General features: G+C 68.1%; 12 protein-coding genes. 7 read left to right on the forward strand and 5 right to left on the reverse strand.

The annotated features are described in order from the left end of the window. The first annotated feature begins 136 nt into the window (after positions 1-136). The 5 genes from CK625_RS13445 to CK625_RS13805 all read left to right on the forward strand — a co-directional run bounded on the left by CK625_RS13445 (position 137) and on the right by CK625_RS13805 (position 4,755). A complete protein-coding gene (locus tag CK625_RS13445) occupies positions 137-1,093 on the forward strand; it encodes a hypothetical protein (RefSeq protein ID WP_143326117.1) in 957 nt (318 codons plus the stop codon). 24 nt (positions 1,094-1,117) lie between these two features. Further along, positions 1,118-1,909, forward strand: a complete 792-nt coding sequence (gene yaaA / locus CK625_RS00015; RefSeq protein ID WP_095538254.1) for a peroxide stress protein YaaA — start codon at positions 1,118-1,120, stop codon at positions 1,907-1,909. A 443-nt stretch (positions 1,910-2,352) separates the two neighbouring features. Then, positions 2,353-3,255 carry a 2OG-Fe(II) oxygenase gene (locus CK625_RS00020; RefSeq protein WP_095538255.1) on the forward strand — a complete coding sequence of 301 codons (903 nt, stop codon included), beginning with the start codon at positions 2,353-2,355 and terminating at the stop codon, positions 3,253-3,255. A gap of 66 nt (positions 3,256-3,321) precedes the next feature. Next, the gene (gene cysE, locus CK625_RS00025) at positions 3,322-4,095 is read left to right on the forward strand and encodes a serine O-acetyltransferase (protein WP_095538970.1); all 774 of its coding nucleotides are present in this window, start codon (positions 3,322-3,324) and stop codon (positions 4,093-4,095) included. Positions 4,096-4,578: 483 nt separating this feature from the next. Continuing rightward, on the forward strand, positions 4,579-4,755 hold the full coding sequence (locus tag CK625_RS13805) for a hypothetical protein (RefSeq protein WP_172425029.1): 177 nt from the start codon (positions 4,579-4,581) through the stop codon (positions 4,753-4,755). A gap of 352 nt (positions 4,756-5,107) precedes the next feature. On the opposite strand, the gene CK625_RS00035 is transcribed toward CK625_RS13805, so the two are convergent. Then, positions 5,108-7,600 (reverse strand): TonB-dependent siderophore receptor, encoded by a 2,493-nt coding sequence (locus CK625_RS00035; RefSeq protein WP_143326118.1) that lies wholly within the window; start codon positions 7,598-7,600, stop codon positions 5,108-5,110. A gap of 190 nt (positions 7,601-7,790) precedes the next feature. Here CK625_RS00035 and CK625_RS14195 point away from each other — a divergent pair, with 190 nt between their 5' ends. After that, complete coding sequence (locus CK625_RS14195) at positions 7,791-7,922, forward strand: hypothetical protein (RefSeq protein ID WP_275250104.1); 132 nt, start codon at positions 7,791-7,793, stop codon at positions 7,920-7,922. An 88-nt stretch (positions 7,923-8,010) separates the two neighbouring features. Here the strand turns inward: CK625_RS14195 and CK625_RS00040 are convergent, their stop codons facing one another. The 3 genes from CK625_RS00040 to CK625_RS13450 form a co-directional block, all read right to left on the reverse strand. Continuing rightward, entirely contained in the window at positions 8,011-9,480 is a 1,470-nt protein-coding gene (locus CK625_RS00040; RefSeq protein WP_172425030.1) for a sigma-70 family RNA polymerase sigma factor, read from the reverse strand. Positions 9,481-9,626: 146 nt separating this feature from the next. Beyond that, on the reverse strand, positions 9,627-10,730 hold the full coding sequence (locus tag CK625_RS00045) for an acyltransferase (protein ID WP_095538259.1): 1,104 nt from the start codon (positions 10,728-10,730) through the stop codon (positions 9,627-9,629). Positions 10,731-10,863: 133 nt separating this feature from the next. Further along, a complete protein-coding gene (locus tag CK625_RS13450; protein WP_124855553.1) occupies positions 10,864-11,169 on the reverse strand; it encodes a hypothetical protein in 306 nt (101 codons plus the stop codon). Here CK625_RS13450 and CK625_RS00050 point away from each other — a divergent pair. Then, complete coding sequence (locus tag CK625_RS00050; protein WP_095538260.1) at positions 11,168-12,175, forward strand: hypothetical protein; 1,008 nt, start codon at positions 11,168-11,170, stop codon at positions 12,173-12,175. The two genes, CK625_RS13450 and CK625_RS00050, sit on opposite strands and share 2 nt — an antisense overlap. Before the next feature lie 197 nt (positions 12,176-12,372). Here CK625_RS00050 and lpdA read toward each other — a convergent pair whose 3' ends face one another. Continuing rightward, entirely contained in the window at positions 12,373-13,791 is a 1,419-nt protein-coding gene (gene lpdA, locus CK625_RS00055) for a dihydrolipoyl dehydrogenase (protein WP_095538261.1), read from the reverse strand. Positions 13,792-13,836: the final 45 nt, after the last annotated feature.

Raw genomic sequence — 13,836 nt, forward strand, 5'->3', positions numbered from 1 at the left:
AAAGAAAAAGCCGGCCACGAAGGTGGCCGTCAGCAGGGCAAACCCCGCCTGGGCGAAGCGAAAGGTCAGGCGCTCCAGCGCCAGCAGCGGTAGCTCGGCGTCGTGCTGGCCGTCCAGGGCGCTGCGCAGCAGCCCCTTGAGCGCCGAAGCCGGCGCCACGGCCGCCAGCCTGGCGCTGGCCGATGCCGCCGCTGCCGATGCACAGGCCGCCGCCCCGCTGACCGGCGCCGCTGAAGGCAGCCAGGCCGATGGCCAAGGCCAGGAGCGCCGCGAACGCCGCCAGCGCGACCGCTACGGGCGCTATCGCCGCCGCCAGGACCGCGACAGCGCCCCGACCGATGCCGAGCAGTCGCAGGATCTGGACGAGCAGGCCCAGGCAGGCTGGGCCGAGCAGCAGGCCGGGCCAGGCGCTGACGCCCAGCCGCAGCAGGACCCGCAAGCGCCGCAGGAGCTGGTGCCGCGCCGCCGCAGCTATTTCGACCGCGCCGCGCAGGACGAGGCTGCGCCGCAGGCCGAGTCCGCACCACAGGCCGCCGCTGCTGAAGCAACCGATGCTGCACCTGTCGCGCCCATGCCCCCGGTGGCCGTGGAGGCGGCTCAGCCCCTGGCTGCATCCGAGCCTGCTCCCCAGCCGGGACCTCAGCCCGCACCACAGGCTGAACCACAGCCCATCGCACAGCCGGCCCCCGAGCCCGCCCAGCCCGCCGTGCCCGCCGCGATGGCACAGCCTGCCGCGCAGGCCTTTGCGCCAGCCACCGCGCCAGCCACCGCGCCCGCCGTGGCGCAGCCCTTTGTGCTCGATGTACAGGCCCTCTCGCACACCGTTGCCACGGCTGGGCTGGACTGGGTGCATTCGGATGCCGACAAGGTCGCGCGCGTGCAGGCCGAAATGGCCGCCGCCCCCCGGCCCGTGCACGTGCCGCGCGAGCGGCCGCCGGTGCCGGTGCTCGACCAGGGCCCGTTGGTGCTGGTCGAGACGCGCCAGGATCTGCGCCAGCAGCAATACCCGTTCGACCAGGCCACCCAGGGCGCCCAGGGCATCCAGGGCATCCAGGGCATCCAGGGCATCCAGGGCACTGCGGCGCAGGCCTGAGCCAGGAAGAAAGGGCTGCAAGCCATGCTGTTTCTGCTCTCGCCAGCCAAGTCGCTGGATTACGACAGCCCGGTGGATGCGGCCCTGCCCGCCACCGAGCCGCACTTCACGCCCCGCTCGCAGCAGCTCATGCAGGTGCTGCGCAAGAAAAACGCCGCGCAGCTGGCGCAGCTCATGGGCATCAGCGACAAACTGGCGCAACTGAACGTGCAGCGCAACCAGGCCTGGCAGGCGCAGGCCACGCCGCAGAACTCGCGCCAGGCCGTGCTGGCCTTCAACGGCGACGTCTACGAAGGCCTGCAAGCGGCCAGCCTCAGCGCCCAGGATCTGGACTGGGCGCAGCAGCACCTGCTGATCCTCAGCGGCCTGTATGGCGCGCTGCGCCCGCTCGACAGCCTGCAGCCTTATCGGCTGGAAATGGGCACGCGCCTTCCCGTGGGCCAGGCCGAGAACCTCTACCAGTTCTGGGCCGAGCCGCTGGCCGAGTACCTGGCGCAGCGCCTGCAGCAGCAGAAAACGCCGCTGATCGTCAACCTGGCATCGGGCGAGTATTTCAAGGCCGTCGATCGCCGCCGCCTGAAGGCGCGGGTGGTCGATTGTGTCTTCTACGACGAAAAAGGCGGGCAGTACAAGATCATCAGCTTCCTGGCCAAGCGCGCGCGCGGGCTGATGGCGCGCTTTGCCATCGAGCAGCGCGCCGAACACCCCGAGCAGCTGCAGGCCTTCGCCAGCGAAGGCTATGCCTTCGACGCGCAGGCCTCCAGCCTCGATCAGCTGGTGTTTCGCCGCCCGGAGTCGGCGCGCCCTGGCTGTTGAGATGGAGTGTTGCGGCGGTGTTTTCGGTCAAACCTGCGCAACTGCCGCGTTGAAAATGCTCGCCAGGCGTGCAGGTCTTGCGCGCATTTCGTTTTCGCCTTGCATCTGCGGCGTTTGCCTCGCAAAACCGCTTTGCAAACCCCATCTCAACAAACCCTGGCGTGCGTCCCGCACGGGCCTGTCCATCGCACCGCGCCTTGCGCGCCAGGGGGGCGCAAACCCCACCCGATCCCACGGCCGCACCCTTGGCCGTTGGCTTCGCGCGGACCTTCCCCCGGGCATAGACCCGCACAATCCGTGCGGGGAAAGCAACGCGCCAGCTCAAGAGCTGTAGCAGATTGTGAGAACATGCAGGCTTTGCCCTGGCTGCATGTCTTTGGCGTCATGCAGCAGCGGCAAACACTGCGCATCGATGTTCAATATTCACAGGGAGGAAGCAGGACATGAGCGAGATCGCCACCACCACCAACCCCCATCTGGCCGCCGTGACGCCGGAGCTGCGCACCTGGATCGTGGAGCAGGCCCAGGCCGGTGTCTCCGCGCCGCGCGTGCTGCAGGCCATGCTCGATGCCGGCTGGTGCGAAGAGGTGGCGCTGGCGGCGATGGAGGCCGTGCTTTCTGAACACCTGCAGGGCACGGCCGCCGCGGCCGTGCAGCCGCAGGCGCGCAGCGAGGACCTGCCGCCTGCCGTGCCGGTGCCCGATCTGACGCTGCAGCAGCACCCGGCCTTTCTGGACGCGGGCGATCGCCAGGTGCGCGTGGTGATGAGCCTGCAGCAGCCGCGCGTGGTGGTGCTCGATGGCGTGCTCGATGCGCAGGAATGCCAGCAACTCATCGAGCTGGCCCAGCCGCGCATGAAGCGCTCGATGACCGTGGACAACAACAGCGGCGGCGACGAGCTCAACGCCGACCGCACCAGCGAAGGCATGTTCTTCGAGCGCGGCGAGCACCCCGTGGTGGCCGCGCTGGAGGCGCGCATCGCCCGGCTGCTGGGCTGGCCGCTGGAAAACGGCGAGGGCCTGCAGGTGCTGCGCTACGGCCCTGGGGCCGAGTACAAGCCCCATTACGACTATTTCGAGCTGGGCCAGCCCAGTACGGCCACCTTGCTGCGCCGTGGCGGCCAGCGCGTGGGCACCTTCCTCGTGTACCTGAACACGCCGCCCGAGGGCGGGGGCACGACCTTCCCCAACGCCGGGCTGGAAATCACCGCCCAACAGGGCATGGCCGTGTTCTTCAGCTACGACAAGCCCCACCCCAGCACGCTCTCGCTGCACGGCGGCGCGCCCGTCATCTCCGGCGAGAAATGGGTGGCCACCAAGTGGCTGCGCGAGCGCGAGTTTCATTGATTTGCATTGCCCCCGGGTGGCGCCAAGGCGCCCCTGGCCCAAGGCCTGTTGCCTGTTTCCCCGAGCATGTTGTCCCGTCTGCGAGCCGATATCCGATGCATTCTTGAGCGCGACCCCGCAGCGCGCAACGCCTGGGAGGTCGTGACCTGCTACCCCGGCCTGCACGCCATCTGGCTGCACCGCATCGCGCACTGGTTCTGGCAGCGCCGGCTGTACTGGCTGGGGCGGCTGACCTCGCACATCGGGCGCTGGTGCACCGGCATCGAGATCCACCCCGGCGCGCGCATCGGCCAGGGCGTGTTCATCGACCACGGCATGGGCGTGGTGATTGGCGAGACCGCCGAAATCCACGACGGCGTGACCATCTACCAGGGCGTCACGCTGGGCGGCACCTCACTGCACAAGGGCAGCAAGCGCCACCCCACCATCGGCGCCGGGGCCGTCATCGGCGCGGGCGCGCAGGTGCTCGGCGGCTTTGAAGTGGGCGCTGGCGCCAAGGTCGGCAGCAATGCCGTGGTCACCAAGCCCGTGCCCGCCGGCGCCACGGCCGTGGGCAACCCGGCGCGCATCATCCAGGCCGACAGCGACCGCCGCCGCGAGGAAGCCTCGGCCCGCATGGGCTTTTCCGCCTACGGCGTCACGCAAAGCGACGACCCCGTCTCCCAGGCGCTGCGCGGCCTGATCGACGCCGCCGCGCACTCTGAAGAGCAAATCGCCCGCCTGTGGCAGGAGATCGAGCGCCTCTGCGGCCAGCAGACCCAGGCCGCTCGCCCCCCGGCAGAGGCCGCGCCGGGCGAAGAATCCGAGCTGAAAAAACTGCGCGAGCTGGTGGACGAGTAACGCACCGCGCCTGAGCCCGGCCGCGCTGGCAAAGCGCGCACTGGCCGCCCGCGCACTGCGCTGCCATCTCACGCATTGCCCGCACAACGGCCCATGCCGCCCCAGCACGGCGGCGTGGGCCGCGCTTTTTCATGCAAGCCCCGGGCCATGGTTTTGCTGTTCCGCCCCCATCAGGCACCTTCTTGCCACGCCATTGCGCTGCGCCCTGGCGTGGCCGCGGGCATGCGGGTCTGGGCCGCTGCACGGCCGAGCACGATGCCCAGGCCGATGCCGCGCGCGCAGCTGCTGGTGGCAGCCGGCCCAGCCGCCAGCGCCCGTGCGCGAGCCCACCGATGCGCAGCGCAAAGAGCAGCGCCAGCGGCAAGCCCAGGCCCAGCGCGCGCAGGCGCAGGCAGCCATGCCGAGCGCCGCAGCGCCAGGGCGCGGCGCAGCCCCAGCTGCCTGCCGAAGACGCGCAGCACGCCAGCCAGCGCTGGCCCGCGCATGCTGCTGGAGCAAACCCTGGCCCTGCTGGTGCTGCTGTTCATGCTGCGCAAGCCCTCGCTGCTGCTGGTGGGCCTGCTCATCCACCTGGCCACCACCGCTTGCGCCGCAGCAGCTGGTGGCTGTTCCTGCCCCTGCTGCTGGCGGCATTGCTGCTGCCGTTCTAATTTCCTGTAAGAAGCGCCGCTGCTGCTCGTCACACCCGCACAGGCGGGTGTCCAGCCGCGACGCTGACAGGGGCGGCGGCGCTGCCGTTTGCCAATCCCCCCGCTCGTGCGCAAGGCTGGCGCTGGATGCCCGCCTTCGCGGGCATGACGAGAGCTGCCTGCGCGATGGCGATGCCAGTCAGCGCCCAAGTCTTGGATTTTGGATTTGTCAACACTCGGGCAGAACACGCGCCAAGGCCTGTTCACAGTCTTGACGCGGGCGGGCAAGAAGCGGGGTTGGGATGGGCCGCAAGGCGCAAGACCTTGCCGCAGACCACCCAACCGGCGGCATTGCCCGCTGCTCAGAGATTGTGGGCAGGCGCTCAGAAGCGGTAATCCACCGTCAGCATCACGCTGCGCGGCGCGCCCCAGGTGCGCCGCCACAGGGTGGCCCAGTAAGTTTTGTCCAGTGCGTTGTTGACGGTCAGATGGGCGGCCAGTTGCGGCGTGAACTGGTAGCGCGCGCTCAGGTTGAGCAGCGCATAGGCGCTTTGCTCCAAACGCACGCGCTGCCCGAGTACGGGGTTATTGCGCCACTCGTGAATACCGCTTTGCCAGTACAGACCGCCGCCCAGCGTCAGCTTGTTCCACGCGCCAGGCAGGCGGTATTGGGTGTGGAGCTTGAGCATGCGGCTGGGGCGGCTGGTCTGTACCCGCTCGCCCTGTGCGTTCTTGCTGCTGAGCTGCGTCCAGCCCAGGCCCACGTCCCAGCCTTCGGCCAGGCGGCCGACCAGCTCCAGCTCGTAGCCGCGCGTTTTCACGCCCTTGGCGGCGCGATAGGCTTGCTCATCCTCCGTGCCGGGCACGATCCATTCGCCGTCTTCAACGGCAAAGTTGTCCTGCGTGGTCTGGAACAGCGCAAAGCTGCCATTGAGCTGGCCGCCCAGCCATTCGGCCTTCATCCCGGCTTCCAGGTTCTGGCCTTTGAGCGGGTCGAGGTAGCGGCCATGCCGGTCGCGGCTGTCCTGCGGGTTAAAGATGCGCGTGGCGCTGGCATAGGCTGAGTAGCTGCCGCCCAGGTCGTACACCGCGCCGATATAGGGCGTGACCACGTGCGGATGTCGCATGTGGTAGGGGCTGTTCCATGCGGTCTGCGGGCTTTGCTGCTGCCAGTGGGTCAGACGCGCACCGGCAATCAAGCGCAGCGGCTCGGCCACGTGCAGGCGCACGGCGCCGTAAGCGGCGCGCTGCTTGGTCACGGTGTCCACCACCCGCTCGGGCGGGTTCAGCGGCAAGGGGCCAGGCGTATTGCCATCGAATGTCCAGGCGTTGCCCAAGGGCCTTTCATCGTTGCCAGCTGTGCGCAGCGAAAGAAAGTCCTGCCGCGATTGCGACAGGCCCAACATGGCCTCGTGCTTGCGCCCCCAGGCATGGAACGGGCCTTGCAGGTTCAGCGTGAAATTGCTTTGCTTGCGCCGGGCGTCGTATTGGATGGGCTCTGCCGCCAGGCCCAGGCCGCTGCCGCGATGCAGCAGGCCGTCGGTGAAAGACAGGATTTCCTCGACGTTGTTGCGGATGTGCTGCGCGTCCAGCTTCAGCCGCCAGTCATTGCCAAAGTGGTGCTCCAGGTTGGCGAAAGCGCTTTTTTGCTGCGTGTTCCACGCGGCCCAGTGTGGCGCCAGGCTGTAGCCGCGCGGCCAGTCGATGATGCTGCCATCGTCATGCCAGATCACCAGGCTGCGCCAGGGCATGCCCGGGCGCTGGTTGTCTTGCCAATCGAATCCGGCCGTCAGGCGGGTGGCGGGGGAAAGATCGGCTTCCGCAGTGGCGAAAAACACCTTGCCATTGGCTTTCTCGCGCATGTTGAAGCCATCTTCGCCCGTCGCTTGGGCCACGATGCGGGCGCGCACGCTGCGGCTGGCATTGAGCGGGGTAGACAAATCCGCCATTGCGCCGCGCTGCCGCCTGTTGCCAAGGTGGCCTTGCAGATGGCCGGTGAAGGTATCGGCCTCAGCCCGTTTGCGCACCAGGTTGACCGACGCTGATGGGTCGCCCGCGCCGGTCAGCAGACCTGTGGCGCCGCGCACGACTTCCACCCGGTCATAAATGGCCAGGCTGTTACGCGACTCACCGGCCTCCCAACCACTTCCCCAACTCATAGGAACGCCATCGATCTGGATGGCGTTCAGACCAAAACCGCGGGCGCTATAGCTCTCGCCCCGGCCATCCACGGTGGCGCTGTGCACCCCCGGCGCAGCCGCCACGGCATCGCTCAGGCTGCTCATGCCCTGGGCCTCGATGCGCTCGCGCGTGATGACGCTGACCGACTGCGGCGTCTGGCGCGGCGAGAGGGCCAGGCCGGTGGCGCTGGACATGGCGCGGGTGGTGAAGGAGCGCGTGCCCTCGGTGGTGCCGCTCAAATCGGGCGCGGCGGTGACGGTCACGGCCGGCAGGGTTTTGGCATCGGCTGCATTGGCGGCTGGGGCATCTGCGGCGGCTGGGCGCGCCGGGGCCGGGGTGATGACCAGCGTCTGCCCCTGCACGCGCCCTTGCAGGCCGCTGCCGGCCAGCAGCGCGCGCAGCGCCTGCGGCAAATCGGCCGTGGGCGGCAGGGCCGGGGCCATGCGCTGGCCAATGCGGGCCGGGTCGGCCACCAGTTGCAGCCCGGCCTGGGCGGCCAGCGCGGCCAGGCTTTGCGCCAGCGGCTGGGCCGGCAGCTGGTAGGCAGGCGCTGCGGCGGGCTGGGCCTGGGCAGGCAGGGGCAAGGCGGCCGGCAGCGCGGCGGCCAGGCTCAGCGCGGCAGCGGCGGCCAGCGGGCGCAGCTCGGGCCTTGCCAAGGGGCGGCAGGGCAAATGGGGGATGGCGGGTCGGGGCATGCAAATCTCCATCAAAGTGTTTGGGGGGCGGCGCGCCATGCCGCAAGGGCCGGCGGGCACGCCTGCATCGAGGCGGCGCTGTGGGCCACCATGAGATACAACACCGCAGCGCGGCAAATCCCTCATGGATGGAGAAAATTTTTTTCGCGCACCCCCTGGCTTGGGCGATGGGGCGCTGTGCCAGCGCCTTATGGACCAATTGCTGCATGCCCATGGCTGGGTGGAGGGCGATGCTGCCGAGCGGCGATTGGGCAGTGTGCTGCAGGCTTTCCAGCGCGGCTTTACGCAGGCGCGTTCACGGATTGGCTCGGCGCTTTTGTGATGGGGCTTTGCTTGGGCTCAGGCCATTGGCCCTGGCTGGCGCTGCGGCTGTGGCCTGTCCATTTTGGGCCTGGGCCGGTGGCGGGGGCTCAGCTGCGCCGCGCCGGCAGGATGTCGATGCTGCCGTCGCTGGCGCGTTGTACGCGCACGGGCAGGGATTGGGGCAGCAGGCGCAGCCATTCGTAGGCCAGGGCGATGCGCACGCGGCCGAGCACGGGCAGCGCGGCGGCCTCGGGGGCGACGCGGATGGGGGCGTGGTGGTAGCGCGCCAGGCGCTGTGCGGCCGCGCCCAGCGGCTCGCCCTGCAAGAGCAGCCAGCCGTGTTGCCAGGCGGCGGCGTCCTCGGGGCGCTCCAGCTGGGTGTGGCGGGCCTGGCCCTGGGCATCGAGCGTGACTTGCTGGCCCGCGCCCAGCAGCAGCGCGGCCGGTTGGGGCTGATCGGGGGTGCCAGGCAGCGGTTGCACGCGCACCTGGCCGCTTTGCACGGCAATGCGCAGCTGCGGTGATTGGGGCGTGCCTTGCCACTCCACGCCAAAGCGGGTGCCCAGCACGGTGATGCGCGCCAGTGTGGTGTGCACGGTGAAGGGGCGCTGGGCATCGGGCGCGACGGCAAAGAAGGCGCTGCCGCGATGCAGCTGGGCCTGACGCTCGGTGCTGAAATAGCGCAGCACGACGTGGCTGGCGGCATCCAGCGTGAGCTGGCTGCCGTCGGGCAGATCTTGCCGCTGCAGTTGACCGATGCCGCTGTCCAGCGCCAGCGTCCATTGCGGCGCGCCCAGCCAGCCCTGGCGCAGCAGCCAGGGGCGCAGCAAGAGCGCCAGTCCGCCCATCGCACCCAGCCCCAGAAGGGCAGAAAGCGCTTGGCGCCGCCCGCCGTGGCGGCGCGCGGTTGACATGGTGGGCTGGGGTGCCGTGGCTGTTGTGCCTGAGGCTTTGGGCGCAGTCAGCGTCGCCGGCGCTTCGCCACGCCATTGGTACAGCGCAGCTTCAATGGCCGCCATGCCAGCGGCAATGTCGCGCTCAATGGTTTTGATGGAGACGCCGTGCTGCTGCGCCAGCTCGGCCTGGGGCAGGCCATCGAGCCGATGGGCCAACAACACCTGGCGCTGACGCTGGCCCAGCTGGCCCAGGTGCTGGTCGATCGCAGCCAAGGCCTGGCGCAACTCATGGGCGCGGGCCGGGTTGGCGTGAGTTTGTGGCCAGTGGCAGGGCTGCTCGGTATCTTCGTGCCCGGCCACTTCGATCCACTGCTGTTGCCTGCCCTGATCGCGCAGGCGGTTGAGCGCCAGCCGTGCGCCGACGGCATAGATATAGGCCCGAGCCGAATCGTGCTGGGCGGCAGCGCCTGCCTCTTCGGGCCAGCGGCCAGCCAGTATGGGCTGTGCTGTGCTGCAAGGGCTGTCTTGGGCGCTGTTCGCATCGGCACGCACGACCAGGCGCAGCCAGGTCTCGTGCGCCAGCTCGTGCGCGGCATCGCTGCAGCCAGTGCGCTGGCGCAAAAAGCGCACCAGGCCTTCATAGTGCTGGCCAAACACCGCCAGCGCTACGCCGGCAGTCATGGGCTGTGGGGAGGTGGGGTGGGCGCCAAGCATTTTCAGGGATGAGAATCGTTCTTGATTCTATGTCTGTTTTTTGCCTGGTATGGCCGGGGCTGCAGCGCTGCGCACAAGGCCAGAGGGGCAGGAAAGCCCTGAACGGGGCTGGCTCACACCACGCAGCGCAGGCCTGGCAGGCGGGCCAGCAGGGCGCTGAGCAGCAGTGAGATCAGCAGCGTGCAGGCTGCAACCAGCGGGATGAATGCCCATTGCGTCAGCGCGTCGGGGCGCAGCAGGCGGTAGCTGCCGATGGCGTCGAGCACCAGCGGGTGCAGTAGGTAGATGCCCAGCGTGTGGCGTGCCACGGCACTGGTTGCTCTGCCCAGTAACGGGCGCTGTAGGCGGCGCAGCAGATGCACTGCCACCAGCGACATGGCGATGACGCCGGGGCTGAAGTAATCGTAAAAGTACAGGCCGGCAGCCAGGCCATGGCGGAGCGCTACGGCATACAGGCCAAACATGGTGGCCAACATGGCCAAGCCAAACAGCAGCGGCGCTGCGGCCGACCGGCGCGGCGCCGTTGCTGGTGCCTGCTGCAGCGTACTGCCATACAGGTAGTAGCCCAGAAAAGGCAGCCAGAGGGTGAAGAACAGCGCTGGCAGCAGGCGCAGGCCGCCGTGCTGCACCAAGCTGAGCATGGCGGCAATGGCCAGCAGGGCCAAGGAAAGGGCGCGACGCTGTGCCATAGGCATGGCAGCGCTGTGACGCGAAAGCCAGGGGGTGAGCAGGTACAGCCCGGCCATCATGCTCAGAAACCACAGGTGAAAGTGCGGCGCGCCAGCCAGCCAGGATCGCGCCAGGCCGGGCGCCAGCGCCTGCCAGGCCGCACTCAGGCTGCTTGGTAGCTGGGCCTGCTGCAGCAACAGCCATGCGTTGTAGAACAGGCCCCAGAACAGCAGCGGCGCCAGCACACGTGCCATGCGCCGGCGCTGCGCCTGCCAACTGGCAGCGGCGCTGTGCGGCGTGAGCAGCAGGCAGCCGCTGAGCATGACGAATACCGGCACGCTCCATCGCATGGCCGCATCCCAGGCATTGCCGGCCCACCAGTCTGCTGAGCCCAGCGGCGCATAGACCACGGCGCTGGCGGCCACGTGCAGCAGCACCACGGCGGCGCAGGCCAGCAGCCGGGCGTTGTCGATCCAGACGCTGTGAACAGGCAGCTCTGCAACGCTGCCAATGAGCGACTGTGTGGAATCGGGCGGGGCACCAGACATGGCAAGATGCGCTCCGTTACAGTTGTGGTGTGCCCAGCCATTTTGGCAGGCTGCTTGTGCAGAAGCATTCCTGCAAAACCCGTATGCGCCGCGCAGCTTGGCCTTTTGAGCTTGCGGAGCCAGCGCTCAATGCTCAAAAATACAAATGAGAATAAGCATTGATATTGTTCTGTACAATTTGAAAAATAAACGCCTGCTTTTCCTGTCCTCCCAAGCGCCTCGCACCGCTCCTAGCGCCATGCCTCGGACAAGGGGGTGTTGAGATTTGGCTTGCAAAGCGGGTTCTGACCGAAAACACCGCTGCAACACTAAGCATGTCAACAACCCCAGGTGTGGCGCGAGGAGTTTGAGGACAGGCCGAAAGGCCAGCAGCCCAGGTGGCAACGCTGCCTGGTTGCGGCACAGTTTTTCCATCAACGACAAGGAGTTCTACAGCCATGCCCACACGCAAACCAAGTCACCTTGCCCTCGCCTTGCTGCCCATGTTGCTGGCCGCTTGCGCCAGCACCCAGCCGCAGGCCCCGGCCGAGCAGCACAAGCAGGCCACCCCTGTACAGGGCAGCCGGCCCGCAGCTTCCGTCGGCCATGGCAATGACATTGGTGAATACATCCAGGTCATGGATGGCAACAAGGATGGCGCTGTCACTGCCGAGGAGGTGCGCGCCCAGCGCATGGAGCACTTCCAGCGCGTCGATGCCAACCGCGACGGCAAGATCGACATTCAGGAGTACGTGAGCGAATTTCAGCAGCGTCTGCAAGCCGGCATGGTGGGCGACCGCGCAGAAATCGACCGCATGACGCTGGTGCGCTTCAACTCCCTGGCCGGTGAAGGGCAAAGCCACGTCAGCCGCAGCCGCTACGACCAGGCCAGCGAGCGCGCCTTCGCCGCCTTCGCGCAGGGCAAGTTGCCGGAGAAGCTCTCTGCCAGCAAACAGGGCCAAGGCCAAGCGCATGGCCATGGCGACAAGGCCGAGAAAGGCCAAGGCCAGCAGCGCCCCAACATGCTGGCCATGCCCACCAATCACAGCAAGGCTGGCATGATGGCTTTGTACGACCTCAACCGCGATGGCAAGCTCACGCGCGAGGAGTTTGACAAAGTACGCGAAGAGCAATTCAAGCGCACCGACGTCAATGGCGACGGGCGCCTGAGCCTGGGCGAATACGCCACCGAGTTCGATCTGCGCATTGACGCAGGCGTGAGCGAACTCATGGCACGGCAGATGACCCAGGCGCGCGTGCGCTTTGGTATCCTCGACGCCGACAAGAGCGACTTCCTGGAGGCCGAGGAATTCGTCCAAAGCGGCATGCGCATGTTCCAGCGCGTCGACCGCAACAGCGATGGTCGCGTCGATCAGGTCGATGCCTCGCTGCCGGCACCCAAGCGCGGCGAAGGCGCAGCCCGCCAGCAAGAAGGCCAGAAAGATTCGACCAAGGCGAAGAAGTAAGCCTGCTCTTTGACCATCACAGCGGGCCGCTTGCAATGGCCCGTTGTGGTCAGGCCTGAAAAAAAAAACCTGTGCGCCATTGGCGCACAGGGGTTTGTTTCATCTGCCGGGGCAGCGGGCGGCCCGGCTATTGCGTTTGCCTGGCAGGCCGCCCAAGCCGCTTGGCTTCATGCCGAGTTCGGGCTTTGAGCAGGCTCTCACACATGCAGCGCCTGGCCCAGGGCGCGCAGGGCGGTTTCCTGGATGGCTTCGCCCAGGCTGGGGTGGGCGTGGATGGTGTGGCCCACGTCTTCCAGGCGCGCGCCCATCTCGATGGATTGCGAGAAGGCGGCGGCCAGCTCGGCGACGTGGCCGCCCACGGCCTGCCAGCCGAGGATGCGGTGCGTGTCCTTGCGGGCCACGACGCGGATGAAGCCTTCGCTGTCCTCCAGCGTCATGGCGCGGCCGTTGGCGGCAAAGGGGAATTGGGCGCTGAGCACTTCGTGGTCGGCGGCCTTGGCCTCCTCGGGCGAGAGGCCGACGCTGACGACCTCGGGGTCGGTAAAGCACACGGCCGGGATTTGCGCGGGCTCAAAGCGCCGCGTCTTGCCCGCGATGATCTCGGCCACCATTTCGCCCTGGGCCATGGCGCGGTGCGCCAGCATGGGCTCGCCGGTGATGTCGCCAATGGCCCAGACGTTGCGCATGCTGGTGCGGCATTGCTCGTCGATTTGCACGGCGCGGCCTTTCATGTTCAGCTGCAGGCCGTCCAGGCCGTAGCCTTCGGTGCGCGGCTTGCGGCCCACAGCCACCAGCACCTGCTCGGCTTTGAGAGTGGTGGGCTTGGCATTGGCATCGCCTGCGGGGCGGATGTCCACGCCGGTGGTCTTGCCCGAGGCCGGGCCGACGACTTGGTGGTTCAGGTACAGCGCGATGCCCAGCTTTTCCAGACGCGCCTGCACGGGGCGGGTCAGCTCGGCGTCGTAGGCGGGCAGGATGCGCGGCGCGGCCTCGACGACGCTGACGGCCACGCCCAGCTTGCGGTAGGTGATGCCCAGCTCCAGGCCGATGTAGCCGCCGCCGACGACGATCAGCGTCTTGGGCAGCTGCTGGGGCGAGAGCGCCTCGGTGCTGGAGATGATGCGCTGGCCGTCAAAGGGCAGCATGGGCAGCTCCACGGGCTGCGAACCGTTGGCCAGCAGCAGGTGCTCGCACTGGATGCGCTGCATGGCCTGGCCCTGGGCGTCGCGCACTTCGACGGTTTTGCCGTCGAGGATGTGCGCCCAGCCCTGCACGACTTGCACTTTCTGGCGCTTGAGCAGCGCGCCCACGCCGCCAGTCAGGCGCTGCACGATGCCGTCTTTCCAGGCGATGGTTTGCGCCACGTCCAGCGTGGGCTTTTGCACGCGGATGCCCAGCGGGCTGTCGCCGCTGGCCTGGGCCTGGGCGCGGGCGTATTCGCTGGCGGCGTGGATCAGCGCCTTGGAGGGGATGCAGCCGATGTTCAGGCAGGTGCCGCCCAGGGCCTGGCCTTCCACCAGCGTGGTCTGGATGCCCAATTGCCCGGCGCGGATGGCCGCCACGTAGCCGCCGGGGCCGCCGCCGAGGATCAGCAGTTTGGTTTGAAGGGTTTGCATAAAGAGTCTGGTATCGCTTCAGTGGTGCCGGGCGGGCTCTGGCAA

This window comes from Vandammella animalimorsus, from assembly GCF_002285265.1.
Lineage (GTDB): Bacteria > Pseudomonadota > Gammaproteobacteria > Burkholderiales > Burkholderiaceae_C > Lampropedia.

Coding starts and splice junctions, on each gene's coding strand:
- CK625_RS13805 (WP_172425029.1), top strand. CDS start 4,579: ATGCTGCTGGAGCAAACCCTGGCCCTGCTGGTGCTGCTGTTCATGCTG.
- yaaA (WP_095538254.1), top strand. CDS start 1,118: ATGCTGTTTCTGCTCTCGCCAGCCAAGTCGCTGGATTACGACAGCCCG.
- lpdA (WP_095538261.1), bottom strand. CDS start 13,791: ATGCAAACCCTTCAAACCAAACTGCTGATCCTCGGCGGCGGCCCCGGC.
- CK625_RS00040 (WP_172425030.1), bottom strand. CDS start 9,480: ATGACTGCCGGCGTAGCGCTGGCGGTGTTTGGCCAGCACTATGAAGGC.
- CK625_RS00050 (WP_095538260.1), top strand. CDS start 11,168: ATGCCCACACGCAAACCAAGTCACCTTGCCCTCGCCTTGCTGCCCATG.
- CK625_RS14195 (WP_275250104.1), top strand. CDS start 7,791: ATGGACCAATTGCTGCATGCCCATGGCTGGGTGGAGGGCGATGCTGCC.
- CK625_RS00045 (WP_095538259.1), bottom strand. CDS start 10,730: ATGTCTGGTGCCCCGCCCGATTCCACACAGTCGCTCATTGGCAGCGTT.
- cysE (WP_095538970.1), top strand. CDS start 3,322: ATGTTGTCCCGTCTGCGAGCCGATATCCGATGCATTCTTGAGCGCGAC.
- CK625_RS00020 (WP_095538255.1), top strand. CDS start 2,353: ATGAGCGAGATCGCCACCACCACCAACCCCCATCTGGCCGCCGTGACG.
- CK625_RS00035 (WP_143326118.1), bottom strand. CDS start 7,600: ATGCCCCGACCCGCCATCCCCCATTTGCCCTGCCGCCCCTTGGCAAGG.
- CK625_RS13450 (WP_124855553.1), bottom strand. CDS start 11,169: ATGGCTGTAGAACTCCTTGTCGTTGATGGAAAAACTGTGCCGCAACCA.